General features: G+C 48.8%; 21 protein-coding genes. 10 read left to right on the plus strand and 11 right to left on the minus strand.

All coding sequences use genetic code 11. The features are described from left to right. Positions 1 to 181 (plus strand): tyrosine-type recombinase/integrase (locus M0R47_RS04970; protein ID WP_292551147.1); only part of this gene is annotated, 181 nt, incomplete at its 5' end. Between the two features lie 57 nt (positions 182 to 238). On the opposite strand, the gene M0R47_RS04975 is transcribed toward M0R47_RS04970, so the two are convergent. The 11 genes from M0R47_RS04975 to M0R47_RS05025 form a co-directional block, all read right to left on the minus strand. Beyond that, positions 239 to 463 carry a FeoC-like transcriptional regulator gene (locus M0R47_RS04975; RefSeq protein WP_292551149.1) on the minus strand — a complete coding sequence of 75 codons (225 nt, stop codon included), beginning with the start codon at positions 461 to 463 and terminating at the stop codon, positions 239 to 241. Next, a complete protein-coding gene (gene feoB, locus M0R47_RS04980) occupies positions 450 to 2,792 on the minus strand; it encodes a Fe(2+) transporter permease subunit FeoB (protein WP_292551152.1) in 2,343 nt (780 codons plus the stop codon). Before feoB ends, M0R47_RS04975 begins: the two co-directional genes overlap by 14 nt. Beyond that, entirely contained in the window at positions 2,792 to 3,025 is a 234-nt protein-coding gene (locus tag M0R47_RS04985; protein ID WP_292551155.1) for a FeoA family protein, read from the minus strand. Before M0R47_RS04985 ends, feoB begins: the two co-directional genes overlap by 1 nt. Positions 3,026 to 3,427: 402 nt before the next feature. After that, positions 3,428 to 3,808: a hypothetical protein gene (locus M0R47_RS04990; RefSeq protein ID WP_292551158.1), complete on the minus strand. Its 381-nt coding sequence runs from the start codon at positions 3,806 to 3,808 to the stop codon at positions 3,428 to 3,430. 2 nt (positions 3,809 to 3,810) lie between these two features. Next, complete coding sequence (ctaD, locus tag M0R47_RS04995; RefSeq protein WP_292551161.1) at positions 3,811 to 6,351, minus strand: cytochrome c oxidase subunit I; 2,541 nt, start codon at positions 6,349 to 6,351, stop codon at positions 3,811 to 3,813. Beyond that, positions 6,351 to 7,406: a sodium:calcium antiporter gene (locus M0R47_RS05000; protein WP_292551164.1), complete on the minus strand. Its 1,056-nt coding sequence runs from the start codon at positions 7,404 to 7,406 to the stop codon at positions 6,351 to 6,353. The genes ctaD and M0R47_RS05000 overlap by 1 nt, the downstream gene beginning before the upstream one ends. Before the next feature lie 5 nt (positions 7,407 to 7,411). Next, the gene (coxB, locus tag M0R47_RS05005) at positions 7,412 to 8,404 is read right to left on the minus strand and encodes a cytochrome c oxidase subunit II (RefSeq protein WP_292551167.1); all 993 of its coding nucleotides are present in this window, start codon (positions 8,402 to 8,404) and stop codon (positions 7,412 to 7,414) included. Next, positions 8,401 to 9,555 (minus strand): c-type cytochrome, encoded by a 1,155-nt coding sequence (locus tag M0R47_RS05010; RefSeq protein WP_292551170.1) that lies wholly within the window; start codon positions 9,553 to 9,555, stop codon positions 8,401 to 8,403. Before M0R47_RS05010 ends, coxB begins: the two co-directional genes overlap by 4 nt. Beyond that, the gene (locus tag M0R47_RS05015) at positions 9,540 to 10,217 is read right to left on the minus strand and encodes a cytochrome c oxidase assembly protein (protein ID WP_292551173.1); all 678 of its coding nucleotides are present in this window, start codon (positions 10,215 to 10,217) and stop codon (positions 9,540 to 9,542) included. The genes M0R47_RS05010 and M0R47_RS05015 overlap by 16 nt, the downstream gene beginning before the upstream one ends. Before the next feature lie 638 nt (positions 10,218 to 10,855). Continuing rightward, positions 10,856 to 11,170 carry an H-NS histone family protein gene (locus M0R47_RS05020; RefSeq protein WP_292551176.1) on the minus strand — a complete coding sequence of 105 codons (315 nt, stop codon included), beginning with the start codon at positions 11,168 to 11,170 and terminating at the stop codon, positions 10,856 to 10,858. A gap of 83 nt (positions 11,171 to 11,253) precedes the next feature. Beyond that, on the minus strand, positions 11,254 to 12,015 hold the full coding sequence (locus M0R47_RS05025; protein WP_292551179.1) for a DUF2914 domain-containing protein: 762 nt from the start codon (positions 12,013 to 12,015) through the stop codon (positions 11,254 to 11,256). A 157-nt stretch (positions 12,016 to 12,172) separates the two neighbouring features. On the opposite strand from M0R47_RS05025, the gene M0R47_RS05030 reads away from it, so the two are divergent. From M0R47_RS05030 to csy3, 9 genes are all read left to right on the plus strand, one after another. Continuing rightward, positions 12,173 to 14,998: a 2-oxoglutarate dehydrogenase E1 component gene (locus M0R47_RS05030; protein WP_292551182.1), complete on the plus strand. Its 2,826-nt coding sequence runs from the start codon at positions 12,173 to 12,175 to the stop codon at positions 14,996 to 14,998. Between the two features lies 1 nt (position 14,999). After that, positions 15,000 to 16,259, plus strand: a complete 1,260-nt coding sequence (gene odhB, locus M0R47_RS05035) for a 2-oxoglutarate dehydrogenase complex dihydrolipoyllysine-residue succinyltransferase (RefSeq protein WP_292551185.1) — start codon at positions 15,000 to 15,002, stop codon at positions 16,257 to 16,259. 4 nt (positions 16,260 to 16,263) lie between these two features. Next, positions 16,264 to 17,727: a dihydrolipoyl dehydrogenase gene (gene lpdA, locus M0R47_RS05040; RefSeq protein ID WP_292551188.1), complete on the plus strand. Its 1,464-nt coding sequence runs from the start codon at positions 16,264 to 16,266 to the stop codon at positions 17,725 to 17,727. A gap of 168 nt (positions 17,728 to 17,895) precedes the next feature. After that, positions 17,896 to 18,111 (plus strand): hypothetical protein, encoded by a 216-nt coding sequence (locus tag M0R47_RS05045; protein ID WP_292551191.1) that lies wholly within the window; start codon positions 17,896 to 17,898, stop codon positions 18,109 to 18,111. A 98-nt stretch (positions 18,112 to 18,209) separates the two neighbouring features. Then, positions 18,210 to 19,157 (plus strand): type I-F CRISPR-associated endonuclease Cas1f, encoded by a 948-nt coding sequence (cas1f, locus tag M0R47_RS05050; protein ID WP_292551194.1) that lies wholly within the window; start codon positions 18,210 to 18,212, stop codon positions 19,155 to 19,157. Beyond that, positions 19,154 to 22,510, plus strand: a complete 3,357-nt coding sequence (cas3f, locus tag M0R47_RS05055) for a type I-F CRISPR-associated helicase Cas3f (RefSeq protein ID WP_292551197.1) — start codon at positions 19,154 to 19,156, stop codon at positions 22,508 to 22,510. The genes cas1f and cas3f overlap by 4 nt, the downstream gene beginning before the upstream one ends. A gap of 11 nt (positions 22,511 to 22,521) precedes the next feature. Then, positions 22,522 to 23,922, plus strand: a complete 1,401-nt coding sequence (locus tag M0R47_RS05060; protein WP_292551200.1) for a type I-F CRISPR-associated protein Csy1 — start codon at positions 22,522 to 22,524, stop codon at positions 23,920 to 23,922. Beyond that, complete coding sequence (csy2, locus tag M0R47_RS05065; protein WP_292551203.1) at positions 23,919 to 24,818, plus strand: type I-F CRISPR-associated protein Csy2; 900 nt, start codon at positions 23,919 to 23,921, stop codon at positions 24,816 to 24,818. The genes M0R47_RS05060 and csy2 overlap by 4 nt, the downstream gene beginning before the upstream one ends. Before the next feature lie 3 nt (positions 24,819 to 24,821). Continuing rightward, entirely contained in the window at positions 24,822 to 25,838 is a 1,017-nt protein-coding gene (csy3, locus tag M0R47_RS05070; RefSeq protein ID WP_292551205.1) for a type I-F CRISPR-associated protein Csy3, read from the plus strand.

Consider the following 25,838-nt stretch of genomic DNA (forward strand, 5'->3'; position numbering starts at 1 on the left):
CAAACCGGCCACGCCGCATACCTTGCGGCATTCATTTGCGACACATTTGCTGGAAGCGGGTTACGACATCCGTACGGTGCAGGAATTGTTGGGGCATAGCGATGTCTCCACAACAATGATTTATACCCATGTATTGAATAAAGGCGGCAGGGGTGTGTTAAGCCCGTTGGATCAACTCTGACACTATAAATGCGGCATTTTGGTAACCGTTAAGCGAATATATAGCATTCCAAGCTGTTCACTCATCAACCCATTCATAAATCTCCGTCAAAGCTGTATCGCATTGACAGCAGCTTGTGCCGCAAGAGGATGTTAAAGGGAGTTTACGCACTTTACCTTTGCTGATCCATTTGCCCAGCATGCCCCTCAAGGCGTCAGCATCCATGTCAAAGTGATTGGTCAGATCCGCCAAGGCTACCCGGCGCTGTTTCTTTAAATAATCTCTCAAATCAGACAGGATCACTTAAAGACTCCCGGCTTTGCTTCAAGCCTGTTACATCCGCATTTTTGCCTAGCAGCCACAGTCCAAACAATACGGTTAAAAACGCAAAGATGGGGCCGGCTATCCAAACCAAGGAATACTCGGGATGCAAGCTATAGGTCATCGCTTGATAAAAAACAGTTGCGGTCATGTAAGCAATGCCGGTTGTCCAGAAGACTACAAACATAGTCCAGTTCAAGTTGGTTTCCCGGTAGATGGCCGCCGTTGCCGCAACGCAAGGTGCATACAGCAAGATAAACAGCAAATAGGCGAAAGCCCCGGCCTTGCCGTCGAAGCTTTGCTGCATCGCGGCAAAGGTGCCGGCATTGACTTCCTGCTCACTGGCTGCCGCCGCTACATCATCCACGGAACCAATATTCAGGCCTAAGGGGTCCACCAGCTTGTCCGCGACGTCTCGCAGGTTCTTAGGCACAGTTAAACAAGCATCGGTTAAAGCCTGCTCAAGATTAAACGGCGCTTTATCAGTGCTATCGGTCGCTGCAAGCTGGCTGTATAAAGCGTCCAAGGTTCCCACCACCGCTTCTTTGGCTAACACGCCGGTAAAAATGCCTACCGTTGCCGGCCAGTTGTCTTTTTCTATGCCCATCGGTTTAAACGCCGGTGTCAGGCTGCGGCCGATCTCGCTTAAGACCGATTTGTTGCTGTTTTCCTGTCCGAACGTACCGTCTGTGCCCAGTGCATTAAGAAAGTTCAGTACTAACACCATCGGTACTATCACCTTCCCTGCATTGAACAAAAACGACTTGAGCCGGTCCCAGGTTCTGATAAAAACGCCGCGCAGGGTCGGCATGTGGTAGGCAGGCAATTCCATAATAAAGGGAGTCGATTCGCCTTTAAACAAGGTATGGCGCATGATTAAACCGGTCAATACCGCGATCGCGATGCCCAATAAATACAAGCCAAAGACCAGATTCTGGCCGCCGACCGGAAAAAATGCGGCGGCAAATAAGGCATAAACCGGCAGTCTGGCACCGCAGGACATGAACGGGTTCATCAGGTTGGTCAATATCCGGTCGCGCTGGCTTTCCAGCGTCCGCGTCGCCATAATCGCCGGCACATTACAACCGAAACCGACAATCATCGGCACAAACGACTTGCCGGGCAAGCCGATCATGCGCATAAACCGGTCCATCACGAATGCCGCCCTGGACATGTACCCGGAATCTTCCAGCGCCGATAAAAACAAAAACAAAAAACCGACGATGGGGATAAAGGTAGCGACCACCTGAATGCCGCCCCCTACTCCCTTGGTGATTAATACAACCAGCCATTCGGGCCAACTCAAACCGGTGAGCGCTTGACTTAAGCCATCAACCAATAAGGCACCGACGGCTTGGTCGAAAAAATCGACAAAGGCGCTACCGATATTGATGGTAAACATAAACATCGCGTACATAACCAGCAGGAAAACCGGGATGCCCAAGAAACGGTTCAAGACAATAGTATCGATTTTATCGGTCGTGTGACGGCTCACTTCATGTAGTTTGCAGACTGCGCTACTAGTCAGTTCATTGACAAAGCCATAACGGGCATCGGCGGCAAGGATATCGATTTCATCATCCGTTTGGTCTTCCACCCTGCGCTGTAATTGCGTAGCTGTCGGCAACAAGGCGGTTCCGGCAAACTGTTTTGCCAGCGTGTCGTCTTCCAGCAAGCGTATGGCCAGCCAGCGCAGGTCACAGTGATGCTGTTGAGCGGTCTCAACCAGCAACGGTGAAATATCATCGATAGCTTGCTCCAGCGCCGAGGTATAACTGATTTTTACCGAAGGTATCGGCTTGGTGATCGCAGCACTGTTAATTGCCGACTTTAATGTGCCGATGCCGCCCTTGACTGAGGCAGTAATCGGGATAACAGGACAGCCTAAAAACTGCTCAAGAAACTCAACATCAATTTTAATGCCGCGCTGTTTAACGGCATCCATCATGTTCAGCACTAAAATCATCGGCACCCGCATCTCAATAAGTTGCGAGGTCAAATACAGGTTTCGCTCCAAATTGGAAGCATCGACAATGTTGATGATTAAATCGGCCTGCTTGGAAGCGACATAATCACGGGCGACTTTTTCATCCAAGGAAACTTGGTCGTCGGCGGCTTCCAGAGAATAAGTGCCCGGAAGATCAACCAAGTCGACCCGTTGATGATCGGAGCTGTATTCTCCGGTTTTTTTCTCGACCGTAACGCCGGGCCAGTTACCCACATGCTGTTTGGCACCGGTCAGCGCATTAAACAATGTCGTCTTGCCACAATTTGGATTGCCGACAACGCCAACTGTAAAATCAGTTTTCATCAGAGTTTCTCTATCAACAATATTGCCGCTTCATCCTTACGCAGGGTTAACGAAAATCCACGCAATTTAATTTCAACCGGATCCCCCATCGGGGCAAAACGGGTCACACTAAACACGGTTCCCGGCGTTAAGCCCATAGCCAACAAACGTTTTCGGTAAGCTTTGCCTGATTGGTCAAAGCCAACAATCTTTCCCAAATCGCCTGCCGCCAAATTTTTTAGGCTTAATGTCATAAATTGACCATTGAAATAAAATGCATTAAAAAACCACCGACCTAAAAGTTATCAGTAATCATTCTCATTAAAATAACTATATCATAATACCAAGCAATTTCCGTATTTTTAAATGGGTGTTTTAATTGCAGAAAAAATATGCCGCGCGGGCAATATTGCACTGGGTATTTAGCCCACCGGCGAAGAGATATTACCGTAATGAAAATCAAGTCTTTATGGACATGAGAGGTGACACGACAGCCAAGCAATTTTAACGAAGGGTGGGCAAAGAAGGAGCAAGCTGTTGCTTGTCCTAAAGGAAGATTGTATCGAAAAAAGACTGCAATTAATCCATGAGAAGCTTAACAAAAATTAGCGTGATGAACAGCTCAACCATTCATCGAGCAATGTGAATATTCCGGTTTACGTGACTGAACCGCATGCGGGTAGAAAAAATAAAGAAATTCCTGACCATAAAACGCCCAAAATAGATAAAAACGCCAACGTACGCATAACTCCCGATAAAAATACTATGATGCGTTCTTCTTGAATCCGGTTTCTGCTCAGACGCTGCAAAATATCAGGTTTGAAGATTAACGCCAACAACGCCAGCAGCGCCACAACCGTCATCACAATAATAGAAGTCGCCACCCAAAAATCGGCGTTGTTAAGGAGTGCGACACAGGCAACATGTTGAACCCCGTACACAACAGCAAAATGCACTACCCAAATCAAAGGACCGGCTAGAGAGAGCAGCGCTATGCCGATAAATTTATCAGAAAATACTTGCTTTGATGTTGCCATAATTAAATCATTCTCGGAAAGCCGTGAATCATAAAAATACCAATAAGTGCTTGAACTACAGTGTAATAAATCAGCAAATTAGTGTTTTCCAGGCTGGCAAAACGCACCCGGTCCAGCTTACCGGTAAAATGCCGTGCGATAACGAACAGCGACATCATCAGCACCGCAAAAATCAGCTCGCCGTCTAAAACACCGGCCATATACACCAATGCCCCATAGCTTGATTCTGTGGGACGGAGCCCCGTCTGCCATTGGCACCAGATTTCCATGTACACTGCAAATACGCCCAATAGCGCGCCGAGCAATACCAGCAGCGGCGTCAATAAACTCTTTTCACCCGGTTCCGGGAGTGTCCCCTTTGCGACAGCAAAAAATGCGGCGCTGGCAATAAACAGCACTGCACTGACGACCGGCCACTGCAATCGGGGCAGGCTCGCCGCATCGGAGGGCCAAACCCCAGGCGATACCGTCCATGTGTATAGATAAGAAAATAAATAGGCGAAATAAAGCGAGCCGGCGACGAGCATCAGGATAACCATTGCCCACCAACCATGACCGACCGGGCCGGTCACATACACCGGAAGCTTAAACCCTGCGCCGATATCTATTGGTCCCTTGGCAGGGCCTTTGTCGAGTTCCCACGCCCAAACCAGAAAGCAAACAATAGCCAGCACACCGCAAACCAGCGCAGGCACAACCACCTTGATAGTCAGCAAAAGAAAACAGGCGGCGGTAAAAACAGCGGCGAAAAAATGCATCCAGCCTGGCCCCAGCATTTGAATGACATATTGCGGTTTGGCTTCAATGGGTGAGGTGACAATGGTTTCTCGCCAGCCGGTTGGAGCATTGGGCAAATAATGCTGTCCCGCCTCGACCTGCTCCGCCAGGTTGGGTTGGTCCCACAGGGGCTCGAGGCTGGTCACATGGGGAATGGAGCGGGTCGAATACACATCCGTAGGCAGCCATTCAAGGGTTCCGGCTTGCCAGGGATTGCTCATGCCGTGCTTTCCGACCCGAAAGTTGCGCATCATGTCGATGATAAAAACCAGCACTCCGGCACCGATGATATAAGCGCCCACCGTCGATACAAAGTTATAAGGCCCCCACCCCGATGCCTCCGAATATGTCCACACACGGCGCGGCATGCCGATCAGCCCGGTAATATGCATGTGCAGGAAAGTCAGGTTAAAGCCGATAAACATCAGCCAGAAAGACCACTTCCCGAGCCGCTCGGACAGCATGCGCGTACTGACCATCGGCGCCCAATAATAAAAGGTGGCAAACAGCGGAAATACCATGCCGCCTACTAAGACGTAATGCAGATGAGCGACGATAAAATGCGTATCGTGCGCCTGCCAATCGAACGGCACCATCGCGACCATCACGCCGGTCAGCCCGCCGACAGTAAAAATAAACAGCATACCCAGCACGAAAAGCGACGGGGTATTCAACTGAAACCGGCCCTTGGCCGAGGCGATGGTAGCGATCCAGGCAAAAACCTGGATACCGGACGGCACCGCTACGGCCATGCTCGCCGCAGAGAAAAAGGCCAGGCTGAGGGAAGGAATGCCGGTCGCGAACATATGATGCACCCACAAGCCGAAACTGAAAAAACCGGTGGCAATCAACGCGACGACAATCAGCTTGTAACCGACCAGAGGGGTGCGCGCCATGGTCGGCACAATCATCGAGACCAGACCGGCCGCCGGCAGGAAGATAATGTACACTTCCGGATGACCGAAAAACCAGAACAGATGTTGCCATAGCAACGGATCGCCGCCGCCCGCAGCCGTAAAAAAAGGCCAGCTAAAAGAGCGCTCGATTTCCAAAAACATCGTTGCGAGAATTACCGCCGGAAACGCCACCACAATCATGCCGGCGAAGACCAGCATGGACCAGCCGAAAATAGGCAATTTATCGAGGCTCATCCCCGGCGGCCGGGTCCGCAAAATGCCGACAATAATCTCAATCGCCCCGGCGATGGCCGAGATTTCAATAAACCCTATGCCCAGAAGCCAGAAATCGGCGTTATCGCCTGGAGAGTACTCGGTCAATGTCAAAGGCGGATACATAAACCAGCCGCCTTTGGGTGCCAGGTCGTAAAAGATGGTGCTGAAAAATACCCCGCCGCCAATGATATAAGCCCAAATGGCAAACGCGCTCAATCGCGGAAACGGTAAATCCCTGGCCGCCAGCATTTGCGGCAGCAGCAACACTCCCAATGCCTCCATGGCCGGTACCGCGAACAGGAACATCATGGTCGTGCCGTGTACCGTAAAAAGCTGGTTGTATAAATCCTGGCTGACCAGATGATTCTCCGGTACGGCCAATTGCGTGCGCATCACTAAAGCGACCAAACCGGCGAGAACAAAAAACACAAAGGCGGCGCCAAGATAAAGCAAGCCCACCGTTGTGTTGTTGACCGCTGTAAACCACCTCCACCCGGTCGGGGCATACCAAATGCGCAGCAGTTGTTCCTCTTCACCTTCGGGGCGCGGTAAAGAATTAGGTAGAGCGGCCTCTTGTTCGGTTATTTTTTTCACTAACTCCCCCTTATCGAATAAAGCAAAACCATGCCGCCGGTATAAACGATAAGAACCGCCGCTGAGTCCACGCCCATACGCCAAATTGTCCGGTCGGCACGCTCTATCAGCCCCATTAAAAAAAAGCCGGTGACGGCTAAACCCAGCAGCGTACCGATTGCGGAAAAATCGCCCATGTCAGATAACACCGGTGCTCCAGGCGCTATCATGTCAACGCCGAATATTAGCGCCACGTTGAAAGGATTGGTGCCCAAAATCCCGGATATAGCCATGGTGTAGAGGCCGCGACGCACACTGGCGAACACCATGCTCGCTTCCGGCAACGATGTTGCGGCTGACATCAAGGCAAATCCGACAAATGACTCCCCTAATCCGCTTTGCCGGGCAATGACATCTCCGACAGTCGCCAAGGTATAACCCGCAAACAGGATGACCAGAGCACTGATGACTATTTTCGAGATCAGCCAAACCGAACTATCGCCTTCAAGAGACCGCGCGTTCTTTCCTCTATCGCTACTGCCAAACACCATATCGTCGGGATTGTTGATAACCCACGGTAGACGCTGCTCGGCTTTACTGATTTTGATAAAACTGTATGCGCAAGCCGCGAATATTCCCCACGACCAAACCCCGGCACCTAAAAACGGAACGTCGCCGACAATGATCGCCATGGCGACAAAGGTTAACAGGCAAATATTAAATGCGCTTTGCAACATGACCACAGGATTAGGAACCACTGAAGTCAAAGCCCGCTCGCCGAAAAAAAAGTCGGCGACAGCCAGTACCGCCACCTGCATTGCGATCCCTCCGAGCATATTATTGACGGCCAGCGGAGCATGATCGGCGTGAGCCGCAGTAAAACTGGTCGCAATTTCCGGCAGCGAAGTAATTCCTGCGAGCAGCAGCAGACCGAGCAGCGCATGGCTAAGCTCAAAGCGCTCAGCCAGCTCATCGGCATAGGCAGTGATTTTTGTGCCAGCGATCCACACCGCACAAGCCGCCGCTGTAAATATCATCAGGTTACCAGCCAGGCTAGATTCATCAGCATTAAACATCGCGATTACTCCAGGCTGTTTAGGTAAGCCGACAAGGACTGAAGCTCGCTTTCAGAAAAAATATCAAAAGGCGGCATCAAGTTGTCCGGTTTAATGGTTTTGTGCTGACTAATCCACTTGGCAAAGCCTTCCGTCGTATTGGGTAGAATGCCCGCACCGAGCGACTGCCTGCTGCCGGCATGAGTTAAATCCGGCCCTATTTTCCCGTTCGCCTGAGTGCCTCGAACCGTATGGCAACCACCACATCCACTGGATAAAAAAACCTGCTCGCCTTGGCTATCCAGTGCAGGCTTAGCGTTCGCCCGTTCTTTGGCGAGCCAGGCATCGTAGTCGGAAGGCGTCATCGCCACGGTATAAAACGACATCAGCGCGTGCGCACCGCCGCAATATTCTGCGCATTGTCCAGTCACGATGCCTGGCTTGTCGGCAACAAAATGCAGGAGATTGGTGCGCCCCGGAATCATGTCGACCTTGCCCGCGTACGCGGGTATCCAGAAGCTGTGAATCACATCCGCTGTCGATAGCTCGATTTCAATAGGCCGGCCTGTAGGAATGCGCAATTCATTGGCGCTTTCCGTAATCCGGCCGTCGCCGTGTCGATAGATAACCCGCCACCACCATTGCTCCCCTACCACAGAAATACGCACAGGATTTTCGGCTTGCGCCAATGTGCCTCCGGCTTTAAAAACCATAAAACCGTAAATCAAAAGAGCGGTTAAAGTCACTACCGGAAAAACAATTCCTCCCCAAATAATATTTTTCTCAGTAGTAAGTTTTTGCCGCCAACCGGTAGGACCGGCTATTGAAACCGCCATCAACACGCATATAAAAACCGTTATCAAAGCCGCCCCGATAAACATGATCCACATCAGCAGCGTAATCTGCGATGAAACCGGGCCTAAATCTGTAAATACCGATTGCTGACCGTCACAGCTTGTTATGGACAGCAGGGCCATAACGCAAAATGTTTTGTGAAAACTATTAATGGCGGGTCTCATTGTCGCAAGCCCTCTTCTGCTTTCAGTCCAGCCGGTGATTGGTTCGCGAAAAAGGCTGCCGCGGCTTCTGCCTGCTGCTCGGTCAAGCGCTGCGCAATGGCGGTCATAATCGCGCCGTGCGGTGTTTTTGCGCGGACGCCTCGTTGCAAAACCTGCAATTGCTGCCTGATATATTGCTCGGATTGTCCGGCAAGACGAGGATAATCCGAACGTTTATTAGCTCCGTGGCATGACAGGCAAGCCGGAATCTTGCGCGACAGGTCGCCATGTTCCACCAGCTGCCGACCCAGCTCGAACCCTGTCAAGGGCGGACTCTGGGCGGTTTTAGCAGCAGGAACCGTTAACGATGCGTAATAGTTCGCCAAGCTATTAATATGTTCATCATCGAGTTCGACAGCAATAGGCTCCATAAAGCCGCTTTGTCGCAGATCGCTATGATATTCGTGTAATGCCCGTTTCAAATAAGCATTATCCTGACCGCCAAGGCGAGGCACGTAAGGGCTTGTCGGCGGCGAATCACCGGTGTCATGGCAACGATCACATGCGTTGGGATTAATCCTGGGCCTGCCCTCACTTGCTAACCGGCTAGCGGGATAGTTTTTAACTTTAATTTTATCGCTGACGTTACCGTTTGCATATTTCAGGTAATCCTCTTTCTTCATCGACGGCAACACCTCCAGAAACGCAACTACCGCCCAAACTTCGTCATCGCGATCATGCCCGCTCCAAGACGGCATGCCGGTGAATTGGATGCCATTGCGCACCATCCAGAACAGTTGTTCACGTGTCCACATTGGCGCATGAATCGTCAGATCAGGAGGCGGCGGCAGCATTTGGTCATAGACCGGATTGAGCAATTGTCCTGGCATTCTGTGGCAAGTAGCGCATCCACCTTGAAAGTGCGCAGCGCCGAGCGGCACCAGCTCGGCAAAATCCAGTTCCGGGACATCAACAGGCTTGCTGTTGACAATAACCGAACGTTCCTTGCCCAGCATTAAAAGCCACTCAAGCCACGCCGGATGTCCTGCACTGGCTGCGATGTTGAAAATGCCGGAATATGCGATAGCCAGAACCAGCACAATGCCTCCGGCTAAAAGTGCAGGCGTCCATGGAAGAAGTTTACGTAAAAGCCTTTTTACCGGTTTTGACATGAACTGCTTTCCGGGCAGGCTGCCGATAGTGCAGCATCACTTTGCGAATCACACAGCGTCTGGAACCAACGGCAAATCAGCACAACCGCAGCGAGCACATAAGTAAGGGGGCAAACGGTAACCATCAGCAGTCCGGCGAACTGTTGGTCGGCCAGCTCAATCGTCATAGGCATATTGGCGGCCGACATGCCGTAAAGCACACGCGGTGCAAATACCAATAATATAGCCATCAAGCAAAACAGCTTGCCGGTCAACAACAGGGCAAAGACTCCACGCCACAAATGTTTGCCGGTCTGATTGAATACAGCCAGCCAAAACCACAAAGCTGACAAAAGCAGCGTTGCCTGCATGAATAAGGCACCGGCATGGCCGTCCATCGCCAGACCGATGCCAGGCGGAGAATGCCATGCAAACAACAAAGTCGTTTGTATGGCGATTGCCGCGAACAGGGTTGAAACACTGGAAGGTTGGGTAGATGAGTGCCGCCTCTTTAGCAGCAAGCTTGCCAAAGCCGGTGCTGCAACAGTCATCAGCGCGATATGTATAATCATATGACGCGAAAAGATGCCTGCAATTTCGGCATAGCAAAACGCCAACAAAGCCAATATGGCCAAGGCCGTCAATTCCATAAAGGCGTATGACTTTAATACATTAGCTTGCATTTGCGGATTCTCTTGGCAGCACTCCACCAGACAAAGGTTTTTTCAAGTTTTTCGTTTGGCAAAGAGAATGCAAGCGGCAACACTGCCAACAACGATAAGGTGAAGATTATTTGAATTAAGGTCATTAATTTATCCCCGCCATATAAAAACCTGTTTTAGCTGATGCATAAAAGCAACTGATACCGTTTCTGTCGGCTCGTAAGCTATTTAATCGTTTTTTCTCCTTAACTAGATATCGATAAGCGGCGGAGACTATTTGAATAATAATTACGCCCGCTTGAAAGTATTTGCTCTATATAAGGTAGATAAAGAGTATGTCCGGCAGTACGTTGCTGTCTGTACGGTACCGCACTTATCTCAAGCTCATCGGTAGAAAAGCATCAACCGGAAACAACACTATCCGTAAATCTGAAAAGTAAAATAGTGGTTTCAGGTAATTGAAATAGACAGTAAAGCCATAGCCATTTACTAAACGATTATGTCATCGAAGCCAGGCAAGAAATTCGCTGGAGTCAGTTTAGATGTGCTGTATGCGGATAGAATTTCGCGCGTTTTTACAGCGGCTTATGCAGGGGTTTTATGCGCACGATGAAACGCTCGATGCGTTTCATCGTATATTGTTGGATATATTGCAAACGCTACACTTCAAACTCGGAGCGATCATGCCCCGCGCTCAGTAATTCTTGCATCCACTTGGGTGCCACTCCGCGACCCGTCCAGGTTTTGTTAAGATCATCAGGATGACGATATTTAATAGCAACCTTTGAGCCTTTGCGAGTAGACGCCTTCTCAGGTTCATGTATTTCTACAGATACATCAATGGATGCCGCCAATTCTTTAATCTGAGCTATAACTTCTTTGCGTTTATTAGCCTGTTTATTTTTTAATGCTTTTTCTGCATTTTCAATAACGGCTTGCAGTTCATGTTCAGAAAGATTTTGATATTCGGTCATTTTGAGTCCTTAAAATAAGAAAAAGCTATATTAACTATACCATTATCCTAATTATAAATATATTAGATATATAACGTACAGCATTAATCAACCTTAAAAGACTTTTCATTTAATACTTGTCCATGCTCATCAACTAACCTTACAGTCCAATTACCTTTTGCAGAGTCGGCCAGTAACTTGCGGCTTGATGTCCGCCAAGCGTCACCCGATATAATCAACTCCCGTTTGGAATCAAGCACACCATTTTTCAACCATTCATGGTAAACCTTATTGCCATTCATTGATTTTAATTCAGTGAAATAATAAACCCATGTCGGATTTTTTTTACCAACATTCACAGCTTTCGCTATTTCGCCTGTAGGTTCTTTGTTGTTAATACCGTAGGTCAGCACTGCCCTTGTCACATTATGATTAAGCTTTGAATACCCAAGGTCTTTAATAACTTTTTTAGAAGATCGTTTTTTTACCTCCTGTTTAACCGCAGTATTGGAAATTGGCTTATTTTTCTTAGAGGATTCGTTTTCCGGCTTAATTTTGGCGTTAGTTTTAGCAACTATTGGTTGGGATATTTCCTGGTTTTTTATTTCAGGCTCTTTAACTTCAACCGGCGGCGTTTCCTTTTCTTGGATAGTATTAATTGCAAGCTCTGCATTATCAGGATCGTTTTCTTGCGGATATTTATTAATAACATAAAACAGCATCGCTAGAATAAAAACCAGCACGCCGGCGGCAAGTAATATTCTTTTAATATTCCACTCGGTTACCATTTTGGGCGTAAAGTTTTCTACTTCTTTTCCGGGTACCGGATATTTAACTTTAATTACAATGTTTCTTTTGTCTGTCATAAAATCATATGGACCGTGCTTTGGGTGAAAACTATGGGTTGTCTTTCTAGGTTCAATATCGCATATTTTAGTCAGCGAATGCGTTAAATCTTGGTACTATGCTACTTAAGAGTTCAGATAAAGACAAAATCCTTACAGAATAAATTGGACATTCACGATGAGTAAGCTGCTTAAACTTTTTCAAGATTCTTCTTCTCTCTATGGTAGCAACGCCGGTTTTGTTGAGGACTTGTATGAACGGTTCCTGGAAGACCCTGACTCAGTCGAGCCCAGCTGGCAGAATAAATTCAGCGAAATTCACGATGGCGCGGATTTTGAGACACCTCATAGCCCTGTCGTAGATCGTTTTGCGCAGCTCGCGCTTAAATCCCAAGGCCGATTGGCGAAGTTGCAAGGCTTTACCGAAGAAAGCGTAAAAAAGCAGTCGGCTGTTGCCCGGCTTATTAACCACTACCGGGTTCGCGGCCACCAGATTGCCGCCAACAATCCCTTGGGCAAAAGCACGCCCCCTCCTCCGGATATGGACCCCGCTTATTACGGTCTTTCCGAACCTGACATGGACACCCTGTTCGACACCGGCGCGCTTTATGGCACTGAGCGGCTGCCTCTACGCGATATTATCGCCAATTTGCAGGAAATTTACTGCGGCAGTATCGGCTCTGAATACATGCATATAGTCGATACCCAAATCAGGCGCTGGATAATTAACCGCTTGGAAAGCTCAAAACACAACTTGGAGCTGGAGCCTGAAAAAAAACAGGAGTTGCTAAAGTTACTGACTGCCGCTGAAGGCATAGAAAACTATTTGCACAATCGCTTCGTCGGCCAAAAACGTTTTTCCCTGGAAGGCGGCGAATCGCTGATTCCGATTCTGGACGAATTAATTCAAGGACTCGGTACAAAAGGTGTTCAAGAGATTGTGATCGGCATGGCCCATCGAGGCCGGTTAAATGTACTGGTCAACATTCTCGGCAAGAGTCCTGCCAGCCTGTTTAATGAATTTGCCGGCACTTCGCCGCTTTCTCCGGGTGTCAGTACCGGCGATGTAAAATATCACATGGGTTTTTCATCCGACATCGGTACACCCGGCGGCCCTGTACATATCACGCTGGCATTCAACCCTTCACATTTGGAAATCATCAATCCGGTTGTCGAGGGTTCGGTCAAGGCCCGTCAGGACAGGGCAGGAAAAAACGGCAAAAACACAGTCATCCCGATTCTAATTCATGGCGATGCGGCTTTTTCCGGGCAAGGCATTGTCATGGAAACCTTGAATATGTCGCAAACCCGCGCTTTTACTACCGGCGGCACCGTGCATATTGTGATCAACAACCAAATCGGTTTTACCACCAGCAATCCCAAAGACGCGCGTTCAACACTCTATTGCACCGATGTGGCCAGCATGATCCAGGCGCCGGTTTTTCATGTTAATGGCGACGATCCCGAAGCCGTTATCTTTGTCACCAAACTGGCGATCGATTACCGGATGACCTTTAACAAGGATGTGGTCATCGACCTTATTTGCTATCGCAGGCTGGGGCATAATGAAGCTGACGAACCTTCAGCGACCCAGCCCTTGATGTACAAAAAAATCCGCAAACTGAAGACTACTCGGAAAATTTATGCCGAGCAGCTTATTAAAGCCGGGCTGGTCACTGATAAACAGGCTTCCGAGCTGGAACAAAATTATCAAAAATTATTGGAAGCCGGCGAAGTTGTTTCCCGGCCTATCCTGGCCGACGGCCCTTACCAGTACACTAATCAATGGAATAAATTTCTGGGCACAAACTGGAAATCGCCCTGCAACACCTCGGTTTCCATAGATCGCCTGCGCTATTGCAACGACAGGATGCAGCGCTTGCCAACCGGTTTTGAAATGCACTCAAGAGTCGCCAAGGTCATGGACAACCGCCGTAAAATGGCGGCCGGAGCCATGCCGCTGGACTGGGGTTTTGCCGAAAACATGGCTTACGCCACGCTGTTGATGGAAAAATATAATATTCGCTTGACCGGGCAGGATGTCGGGCGCGGCACCTTTGTGCATCGTCATGCCGTTTTGCATAACCAACTGCATAATAAAACCTATACGCCGCTTAAACATTTGGACAAAGACCAGGGCATCGCGCAGATATTCGACTCGCTGCTTTCCGAAGCGGGCGTGTTGGGTTTCGAATACGGTTACAGCACGACAATGCCGAATACCCTGGTCATCTGGGAAGCGCAATTCGGCGATTTTGCCAATGGCGCGCAAGTGGTTATCGACCAATTCATCAGTTCCGGCGAAACTAAATGGGGACGCATGTGCAACCTGGTGATGCTTCTGCCGCACGGTTTTGAAGGCCAGGGGCCGGAACACTCCTCCGCCCGTCTGGAACGTTATCTGCAACTGTGTGCCGAACATAATATGCAGGTTTGCAGCCCGACGACGCCTGCGCAAATATTTCATCTGCTGCGCCGCCAGATGCTGCGCCCGTATCGAAAACCGTTGATCATCATGAGCCCCAAGAGCTTGCTGCGTCATAAACTGGCGGTTTCGACACTGGAAGACTTGACTGACGGCCAATTCCTGCCGGTCATTGGCGAGCAGGACGATATCAATCCCAAGAAAGTGACGCGTCTTGTCATGTGTGCGGGCAAAGTCTATTACGACCTGTTGGAAGCCCGGCGTCAGGACGACCTCAAACATGTCGCCATTGCCCGCATCGAGCAACTCTATCCTTTTCCCGAAGAATTATTTAAGGCGGAAGTCGGAAAATACCCGCAGCTCAAAGAATTTATCTGGTGTCAGGAAGAGCCCCAAAATCAAGGCGCCTGGTATCAATCAAGGCATCACTTTAACGATAATCTCGGCTCCAGAATCAGCATGACTTATGCCGGACGAGAAGCATCGGCCGCGCCGGCTGTCGGTAATTTCCGAGTCCATATAGAACAACAAAAAGCAGTCGTTCACTCGGCACTTTACGGCAAACTTTCAGGAAAATAACATGAGTATTGAAGTCCTAGTTCCCAATCTACCCGAATCCGTTTCCGATGCAACACTGATCACTTGGCATAAACAGCCCGGCGATACCGTTATCAAGAATGAAAACCTCGTCGACCTTGAAACGGACAAAGTGGTGCTTGAAGTTCCTGCCCCGGAATCCGGCGTCCTTAGTAAAATACTTAAGGAAGACGGTGCCGTTGTAGTCGGCGGCGAGATACTGGCTTTGCTGGAGCCTCAAGCCGTAGCAGAAGGCCAAAAAACAACGGAGACCAGCCCCGAACCTGATGAAGAGGAAGAAGCGAACATTCCGCTAAGCCCTTCGGTGCGCCGGTTAATTGCTGAAAATGCGCTGGACCCTTCCATTATTAAAGGCACTGGAAAAGATGGTCGTCTGACAAAAACCGATGTCATGGATTATTTGCACAAAAAAACCTTGCAGGAAGCTCAGCTGATAGTCCCGTCCGACAAAGCCCAGCAGGAAGCGCCCAAAGAAACCGAAAAACCCGCCCCATCTCCCGCTGTATCAAAAGACGAGGCTGAAAGTCGTGGAATTTCAAACCTGCGACCGGAACAGCGTGTTCCGATGACCCGGCTCAGGGCCAAAGTTGCCGAGCGCCTGCTGCAAGCCCAGCAAAATGCAGCGATGCTGACCACGTTCAATGAAGTCAACATGCAGAACGTGATCGATCTTCGCAACCAGTACAAGGAGCGCTTTGAGAAAAAGCACCACGTCAAACTGGGCTTTATGTCGTTTTTCGTCAAGGCGTCCATCGAGGCTTTAAAACGCTTCCCGGCCATCAACGCCTCCATTGACGACAACGATATTATCTATCACGGCTACTATGACATCGGCATAGCGGTCAGTACCGAACGCGGCCTGATCGTGCCGGTACTGCGCGATGCGGATCAACTCGATTTTGCCGGCATCGAACAAAGCATCGTCGATTTCGGCGCAAAGACCCGATCCGGCACCTTAACTTACGATGACTTGAAAGGCGGCACTTTCACCATTACCAACGGCGGCATTTTCGGCTCCATGCTGTCCACACCGATACTCAATCCGCCGCAATGCGCCATCTTGGGCATGCATGCCATCAAGGAGCGACCGGTGGTTGAAAACGGCCAGATCGTTATCAGGCCGATCATGTATCTGGCTTTATCGTACGATCATCGACTGGTTGACGGCCGCGAAGCCGTGCAGTTTTTAGTCACCATCAAAGAATGCCTGGAATCGCCCGCTCACCTGTTGCTTAACATATAAGACGATGGCAAAAAAATCAGCAATTGTTCCCAGCCCGCCCCCGGCATCCATGCTGTCGTTTGACGTAATTGTCATCGGCGCAGGACCAGCGGGCTATTCCAGCGCCATCCGGTGCGCCCAGTTAGGCTTAAAAACCGCTTGTATCGATAACTGGCATGACAAAAAAGGCCGGAGCAGTCTGGGCGGCACTTATCTCAACGCCGGATGCGTCGCGTCTATCGCTCTGCTGGAATCGGCAAAGATTTATCAGTCGATTTCTGAAAACCTGAAAGAACACGGCATTCAAGTCGAAACCGTTTCCGTGGATATTGCTCAGATGATGCAGCGGAAAAACAATATTATTGGCGCACTCAGCCAACAAATCGCTGATGCGTTTGCTCATCATAAAGTTACCTGCATTCAGGCAGAGGCCAAACTGCTCAATGAGCGACTGGTGGAAATCACGCCGGCCGACCATTCGTCTGTATCGGTCATCGAAGCCAAGCATATTATCCTGGCCACAGGCTCCTCCCCTATCGATCTGTCCTGCGCACCGATAGATAACGAGTTTATTATTGATACCAGTAAGGCTTTGAATCTCGATGCAGTCCCCAAGAGACTGGCTATTATCGGGGCGGGCATTATAGGTCTCGAACTGGCAGGCATTTGGAACAGACTCGGCGCTGAAACCATTCTGCTGGAAGCGCAGGAATCATTCTTAAGCCTGGCCGACCAGCAAATTTCGCGGGAAGCCTACCGGATTTACAGCAAGCAAGGGCTGGAGCTGCGCTTGGGCGCACGGGTTATTTCAGCCAAAAAAAGCGGCAAGAAAGTCACTGTAGAATACCAGGATAGTGAAGGCACTCATGCCCTGCGTGTCGATAAACTGATTGTCTCATCCGGTCGAAAACCCAATACCGAAAATCTGGCTGCTGCGGAAGCCGATTTATTGCTCGATGAAAACGGCTATGTTCACGTCGATGAAAACTGCCGCACCACCCTGCCCGGCGTTTACGCAATAGGCGACCTAACCTTGCTCGGGCCCATGATTGCCCATAAAGGCGTAGAAGAAGGCCTGTTTGTCGCCGAACAAATTGCCGGTCGTCATAACCCTGTCAATTACGATCTTTTGCCCAGCGTGGTTTTTACCGATCCGGAAATTGCCTGGGTAGGCCAAACCGAACAAGCGTTAAGAGGGATGGGCGAATCCATTAAGGTGGGTACATTTCCGTTAGAGTCCACTGCTCGCGCCCAAGCTTCAGGCCAAACAGATGGCATGGTAAAAATTATCGCGCATGCACAAACCGATGCCCTGCTCGGCATTCATATTATTGGCGCACAAGCTTCCGAAATGATTGCTGAAGCCGTGTTGGCGATGGAATTTTCCGCCAGTAGCGAAGACCTGGCCAGAATCATCCATGCGCATCCCACTTTCGCCAAAGCCCTGCATGGCGCGGCGCTTGATCTTAAAAACAAAAGCAAATACTAGGAGCCTGTCGGATTTAACAGTGTAAAACACTGAATTAAAAACAAAAATGACCACCCAATTCCTCTGTTTAAACTGCACACAGCAAGCCTGGACGGCAAATATAAAACCCTGAGTTGGAATTACGCCATTCAGCTTGAAGCCCGATTCAAACAGAAAATCGACACCTTGATGAAACTGGCTGAAGCAACCGATAACACACCGCTTCCCGAAAACATGGCCGCACCAAAAAACTCAAGCGGCGCCAGACCTTCTAGCATTGATTGCCAAAGCCAAGCAGGCAATCCAGTCCCGCGCGAAGGCGCGTTATGCGTAAGAAAAAAAGCCGAGCATGATGAAAAGCTGGCTAAACGTGAAAAACAACTCAGTGAAACCGGCAAATTGTAACTCTAAAAAATAACGGCGTTTTCCCCACTACCCATAAAACGATAAAAGAACACAATGCCGATTGCATTGGCTCAAGAAAGATCAACTACCGTAGGATTATGGAACAATTAACTGATTTAAAAGCCATACTGCATTCAAAACGCGCGAACATCTACTATTTGGAAAAATGCCGGGTCATGCAAAAGGATGGCCGCGTACTCTATCTGACAGAAGCCAAAGAGCAAAATTACTACTGGAATATCCCCATTGCCAATACCACCGTCATCCTATTAGGCACCGGCACCTCCATCACCCAGGCAGCTATGCGCATGCTCGCGAGTGCCGGAGTGTTAGTTGGCTTTTGTGGCGGCGGAAGTTCGCCGCTGTTCTCCGGCAGCGAAATAGAATGGCTTACCCCACAAAGCGAGTACCGCCCCACCGAATACGTGCAATCATGGCTGGGCTTCTGGTTTGATGAAGCCAAACGGCTTAATGTCGCCAAAACCTTTCAGCAAGCACGGGTCGGTTATTTACAACGCATCTGGGAAAAAGACCGCGATTTAAAAGCCGAGAATTTTTTAGCGGCTGACCTGGAAATCAGCTCCGCCTTAACTGGCTATACCGCTCAAGTCCAAAGCGCCTTAAAAGTCGGGGATCTGTTGCAGCGGGAAGCTTTGCTCACCAAACAACTGTACCGCTACGCCGCCAAAGCCACTCAACTGGGCGACTTTGTCCGCGAACGCGAAGCCACCGATCTTGCCAACGGCTTTTTAAACCACGGCAACTATTTGGCCTACGGATTAGCCGCCACCACGCTTTGGGTGCTGGGCATCCCGCACGGTTTCGCCGTCATGCACGGCAAAACCCGGCGCGGAGCCTTAGTGTTCGATGTCGCCGACCTGATCAAAGATGCCATCGTCCTGCCCTGGGCCTTTATCAGCGCCAAAGAAAAAGCCACCGAACAGGAGTTTCGCCAGCAAATTTTGCAAAAATTCACCGAGCATAAAGCGTTGGACTTTATGTTTGAACAGGTAAAGCAACAAGCAATGCGGGATGACTGGGCATGATGGTCACCTTTGTCAGCCAATGCGAAAAAAAAGCTCTTAACCGCACCCGCCGCGTTTTGGATGCCTTCGCCAACCGCATCGGCGACAACACTTGGCAAACCATCATCACCGAAGACGGTTTGATCGCCGTCAAAACCCTGTTACGCAAAACCGCTACCAAGAATACCGCCGTGGCTTGCCACTGGATACGCTCCAGAAGCCGGAGTGAGTTGGTTTGGATTGTGGGGAATCGCAAGTGTTTTAATGCCGAAGGGATTGTGCCGGTGAATAGCACACAAAAAAACATCATGAATAGTCGGTATGAAAATAATTGGACTTACTTGCCATTGATCAAAGCTTTGGCTGCCGTAGCTGCATTACTGCATGACTGGGGCAAAGCCACTGCGCTATTTCAAAACAAGCTCAAAAAATCCACCAAACAAGGCGATCCTCTACGTCATGAATGGATTTCGTGCTTGTTATTAAATGCGCTTGTCCAGCAATCGGGTAATACCGATGAGGGCTGGCTACAGCTTTTGGCAAGCGGTAACTTTGATGATCATGGCTTCAAAACTTTTATTGCCAGCAAGCCATGCAAATTCGATCAAATTAGGCCTTTAGAAGACCTGCCTCCCATTGCTCAATTAGTGGGCTGGTTAATTGTGACCCACCATCGTTTGCCTTGTTTACTAAAAGAAGAAAATCTTAAAGACCGTCACGGCGACCCTAAAACAGACTTACAAAGCATGCTCAAAAGCATCGGCGCCAATTGGGGCTATCAAAACGGAATCAATGACGCTGATTATCAAGACCGTTTAAAAGCCTGTTTCGAGTTTCCGGAAGGCTTGCTCAGCCAATCGGCGCCTTGGCTAAAGCAAGTAAAAAAATGGTCAGCCAAGCTGCTGCAAGCCCAACCGCAAATACAGCAACTCCTTGAAAATGGCGCTTACCGGTTGCTGTTGCACCACGCTCGGCTTTGCTTGATGTTGGGTGATCACTACTATTCATCTTGCTCTGCCGACCAATACTGGAGCAGTACCCTTACCCTGTACGCCAACACCGATAAGCAGGGGTTAAAACAAAAACTCGATGAACATTTGGTACATGTTAGCGGCCAAGCGTTGAAAGTCAGCCAAACCCTGTCCCGCTTCACATCAGAAATGGAAACCGCTTATGACATTAAGAGCTTGAAACAAAAAAGTCCTAAAGGTTATGAATGGCAAGACAAAGCGGTTGAAAACCTTATCCGTTTCAAAAGCCAACATGAACCCTTTAACGACAAAGGCTATGGCTGGTTTGTAGTCAACATGGCCAGTACCGGATGCGGCAAGACCATTGCCAACGCCAAAATCATGCGGGCCTTATCCGACGACGGCGAAAGCTTGCGTTACATTCTGGCGCTTGGCTTGCGCACTTTGACCTTGCAAACAGGAGACGAATACCGCGACCGGATCGCTTTAAAAAGCGATGAACTGGCCGTTTTAATCGGCTCGTCGGCCGTCAAGGAACTACACGAAAAAGCCAAACAAACCGATGAACAACCCGGTTATGAAGACTCAGGTTCGGAGTCGCTGGAATTGCTGCTGGATGAAGAGTTGGATTACGCAAACGCACCCACCGCCGATTTTCTGGATGCCGTTATTCCCAAATACAACCCCAAACTCGCCGAAAAACACAAAGCGTTTTTATACAAACCGGTTTTGGCTTGCACCATCGACCATATTATTGCCGCCACAGAAACGACACGGGGCGGTAAATATATTTTGCCTTGCCTCAGATTGCTGTCTTCCGATTTAGTCATTGATGAAGTCGATGATTTTGACGGCAAGGACTTGATCGCCATCGGCCGCTTAATTCACTTAGCCGGAATGCTGGGCCGTAAAGTAATGATTTCCTCGGCGACGATACCGCCCGCCCTGGCGGAAGGTTTTTTTAATGCCTACCAAGAAGGCTGGAGTTTGCACAGCCACTTTAAACAAGCGCATCCGCACATAGCCTGCGCCTGGGTCGATGAATTCGGCACACTGGTTCAAAGTCTCGATAAAAACGATTCATTAGCCCGCAGCAGGCAGTACCAAGCCTTTCACCGGCAATTTATCGGCAAACGGGTGGGCGATCTCCACAAGCAAGCCGTCAGGCGGAAGGCTTATATTGTGCGTTGCGATGATTTGTTTGCCGAAAAAGCCGCCCAAGAATCCATCCAGCAACAGTATTTCGACAGAATCAAATACGTCGCCAGCCAGTTGCATCAACAGCATCATACTATTGACGGCACAACAGGCAAAAAAGTGTCGTTCGGTTTGGTGCGCATGGCGAACATTCCGCCCTGCATCGAATTAAGCCAATACCTGTTACAAGCCGATTGGGACACTGATTTTGCGCCTAAAGTCATGGCTTACCACAGCCGCCAAGTGCTGTTACTCCGCCACGAACAGGAAAAGCACCTGGATCAAGTGCTAAAACGCAAAGAACAGCCGGGCGAAATGCCTGCGGCTTTTAATAACCCCATTATTAGAAATCACCTGGATACCACAGATGCGAGTCATGTTTTGTTTATCCTGGTGGCAACGCCGGTCGAAGAAGTCGGCCGGGACCACGATTTTGATTGGGCAATCGTCGAACCGTCCTCTTACCGTTCAATTATCCAGTTATCGGGACGCGTCCGGCGACATCGGCAAACCGGTGTCGAACAGCCGAATATTGCCGTCATGCAATATAACCTCAGAGCCTTGCGCAAAGACGGCAGGCCGGCCTATTGTCGTCCAGGGTACGAGACTTTAAAAAGCCTGAGACTGGCTTCCCACGACCTGAGCCAATTAGTCGATGAGACTGTTTTAAATACAGGGATCAATGCCGTTCCCCGCATTCAACAGCCGGAAACCTTGCGTCCCAAGCAGCAATTGGCAGACCTTGAACATCAGGCCATGAATAACAGCCTGACCCAATACGCAGAGAAAGGCCCGCAGTGTTTACAGGCATGGCTGACGGAATGCTGGTGGCTAACGGCCTTGCCGCAACAGTTGAACCGGTTTCGCGAAAGCAGCCCGGACATTACGTTGTATTTGGTTTGGCAAGAGGATGGGGCGGTATTTTGTGAGAAGACCGAGCGAGGCGAGTTTATTCCTCGCGAAGATATGAACAACATCGTTAGGGCTGTGCCAATGGCAGACGAGATGCGTACAAAGTTATGGCTGGAAAGAGACTATGAAACTGCGCTACGCAAACTTTTTGAATTAGATAACGTGGAAAACCAAAACCAAGAAGAGCAAATCATGAAAATAAAATCCAGGCGGTTTGGAGAAATCACAATACCTGATAGGGATAACCAATCGCTGGTTTATTCAGATCAGTTTGGGTTGCTGTCTATCAATTAGAGGAAGAACAAATGAGTGAAATAAGCATAATTATTAGGCAGTTTTTAGAAGACCAAAAAGCGGAATTCTTGGATAAAAGAATTTCGCAAGAAACCAGAGATAAAAAAACAAAATATGAACAATTGCTGGAAAAGCAAAAAGGCAGGGAATCCGAAAATGAAAAATTAGCTCAAGAAAAGCAGAAATATGACCAATCAGTTGCTAAAGCCAGGATCAAATTTCAACCAGAAGCCGATGAAAAATATGAACTTAACGCATGGTTTCATAAGGTATTCAGCAAAGCAAAACCAAATGTAACTACTCATCCAGCTAAATTTACCAATCCTAAAATTAAGGGGGCATCCTCATTCCTATTTTATGGTGAACCCATGAATGATGGTTATCTAAAAACAGGGAATGCTCAATTAGATGTAAAGATTGATGTTTCGGGTGATGCGGCAACGAATACATTGGTTTTTGAATTATATTCTTTGTTGGAAAAATCGCTTAGCGACGGAAGCCAGTTAATTAATCAATTCGAAAATGATTGTGTTGAATTAATAGAATTTATTAATGGAGTTAACATTGAATATTTATCTTTTAAAGGCAAGTGCATAGAAATATTTTATGGGGAAAGCATAGAGCAAACAACGCACGATCTCATTAGGCAGGTTTATTTTCCTGTCTCGTCAGAGAATGAAGAATACCATTTACTTTCTGTAATAACGCCTTCAATGCTGATGTACGAAGTAAAAAATCGTATTGATGATTTTAATCGGTGGTTCGAAGGGCAGCCAATCAGAACATTGAAAAAAGATAATAAATTTCACTCAGATGGATTTGATGAAGTCTTTGGCTTAACAGAAATTGGCTTCAGCCATACTGAATTTACAAAGATGGGTAATGTTAGCTATCTGAATGTAAGAAATAAGGGTATCGCTTATTTACTGCCTAGTTTACCACCCAATCTGAAGCGTCGAGATTTACGCCTACCTATCGACGACTTTTTCAAAAATAGCCTACGCTCTAGCCAGTTTAAAGAAAGTTTTCAAACGCTGCATAACCTCATCGTAGCGCCTGTTAATAATGTTCATATTCGGGAAGGCATCAGTAATACGCTTAAGTATATTATCGACCAAGTGTTACAACGCGCCTTTAGAATTAGAGCAACCGACGAAGGCTGGTCTGAAGCAGAACATTACCAATCTTTACCACTTGCTCAACGCATTTGGCTAGACGATGCACATCGACTGCATCGAGAAAATGAAGACGACTGGATTGATAGCATTACTCGCGGTTTTTCCCGTTGGATACTGCAAGCTTACGAATATTCATTCAAAGAAACCTACATCAAACTCAGCGACCACGAATTACGCGAGATTCGCGGCATCGTGGAACAAGCTGTCAGCAGCGACCGGGAGTTTTTCAAATGAGACGATTTTTATTAATACCTCATATCAAAATCCACAACGCCAACGCCATGAGCAGCCCCTACACCATAGGCTTTCCGGCGGTGACCGCATGGCTGGGCGCGGTTCATGCGCTACAGCGCCATATCCAACAGCAAGGTTTGACGGATGTGACATTAACCGGCGTTGCGGTCAGCTGCCATCAATTTGATTTACAGACTTACAAAGGCCGAGGCGATTTTGTTAATTCCATCGTCGGCACCGCCAATCCTTTGGACAAAGACGGCAGCCGCCCGGCGTTTATCGAAGAAGCCCGCTGTCATTTAGAAGTCTCGCTATTGATTGAATATCGCGGCTTGGACAGCGATGACCTTGAACAATTTAAAACCCTGGTCAATAACCAATTGCTTTGCATGAAACTAGCCGGCGGCGATGTGTTATCTGTCCAAGCGGTCGAAGCCATTCCGGTTGATGAAGAAGACGAGCAAGCCGTTAAAAAAGTGCTGGGCAAATTAATGCTCGGCTATGTGCTGATTGAGCGCCGCGACTTAATGATTAAAGCCATGCAGGATGAAAACAAAGACGCATTAGAGGCTTTGCTCGATCACCTGAAAGTCATGCACCGCTCCACGCAAGATGATGAAGGCAACGCGACCTGGACAAGCTCACGTCTTACGCCCGGATGGTTAGTGCCGATTGCGACCGGCTTTCAAGGCATTTCCGAACCGGGAACCGCCAAACATCAACGGGACAACAGCACACCGCACCGGTTTGCCGAAAGCGTGGTCACGCTGGGCGAATTTGTGATGCCTTATCGCATTAAAGACCTCGACAACATGCTCTGGCAATACCGTGTTGAACCCGAACAAAATTTATACCTTTGCCAAAACCTTTCCTCATCAAACCTTATCGGAGATTAAAAAATGGCTGCTAAACATGACGCAACAGTATTGGCTTTTGAGAAAAAACTGGTTCCCTCGGACGGTTACCTGTACGGCACAAACTGGGCCGAACGCCACCAGGCAAAACCAACCGCTTTAAAATTGAATGAAAAATCGGTGCGCGGAACCATTTCAAATCGCTTAAAACCGGCGATACAGAACGACCCTTTAAAGCTCAACACCGAAGTTGAAAAGCCCAATCTGCAAAAAGTCGATGCCTGTGCGCTAGGCGAAAACCAGGACACACTGTATCTTAACTTTACCCTTAAGATTCTTGGTGGTGTCGATAAACCCTCCGCCTGTAACGGCGCAGCTTTTAATGAATCTTATCCCAAAGTAGCTCAAACCTATATTGAACAGCAAGGCTTTACCGAACTGGCGAAACGCTATGCCATTAATATCGCCAATGGCCGCTATTTGTGGCGCAACCGGGTGGGCGCGGAAAAAATCGAAGTCGTTGTTAATACCGGCGATGACCAACCGTTAACATTTAACGCCGCGGAATTTTCCCTACGCGATTTTGAATCGAACAATCCGGACCTGCAAACGCTGACCGATAAAATCGCCGCTGCGCTTAGCGGTAAATTGCCGTATCTGCTAATTGTCGTTGATGCCTATGCCCTGGTCGGTAAAGCCCAAGAAGTTTATCCAAGCGAAGAACTGGTGCTGGATAAAGGCAAAGGCGACAAAAGTAAAATCTTGTATCACGTCAATGATGTGGCCGCGATGCACTCGCAAAAAATCGGCAACGCCCTACGCACCATAGATACCTGGTATCCCGACTATGCAACAGCCAATATCGGCCCGATAGCCATTGAACCTTACGGCTCAGTCACCAACTTGGGCAAAGCCTACCGTACGCCGAAAGATAAAGCCGATTTTTACACGCTGTTTGACCGTTTCGCCTTAGGTGAAAGTCTTGCCGACAAAACGCAAGAACATTATGTGATGGCGGTTTTGTTACGTGGCGGCGTATTTGGACAAAGCGGCAAGGACTAG

The sequence above is a fragment of the Methylobacter sp. genome, assembly GCF_023227905.1.
Lineage (GTDB): Bacteria > Pseudomonadota > Gammaproteobacteria > Methylococcales > Methylomonadaceae > Methylobacter_A.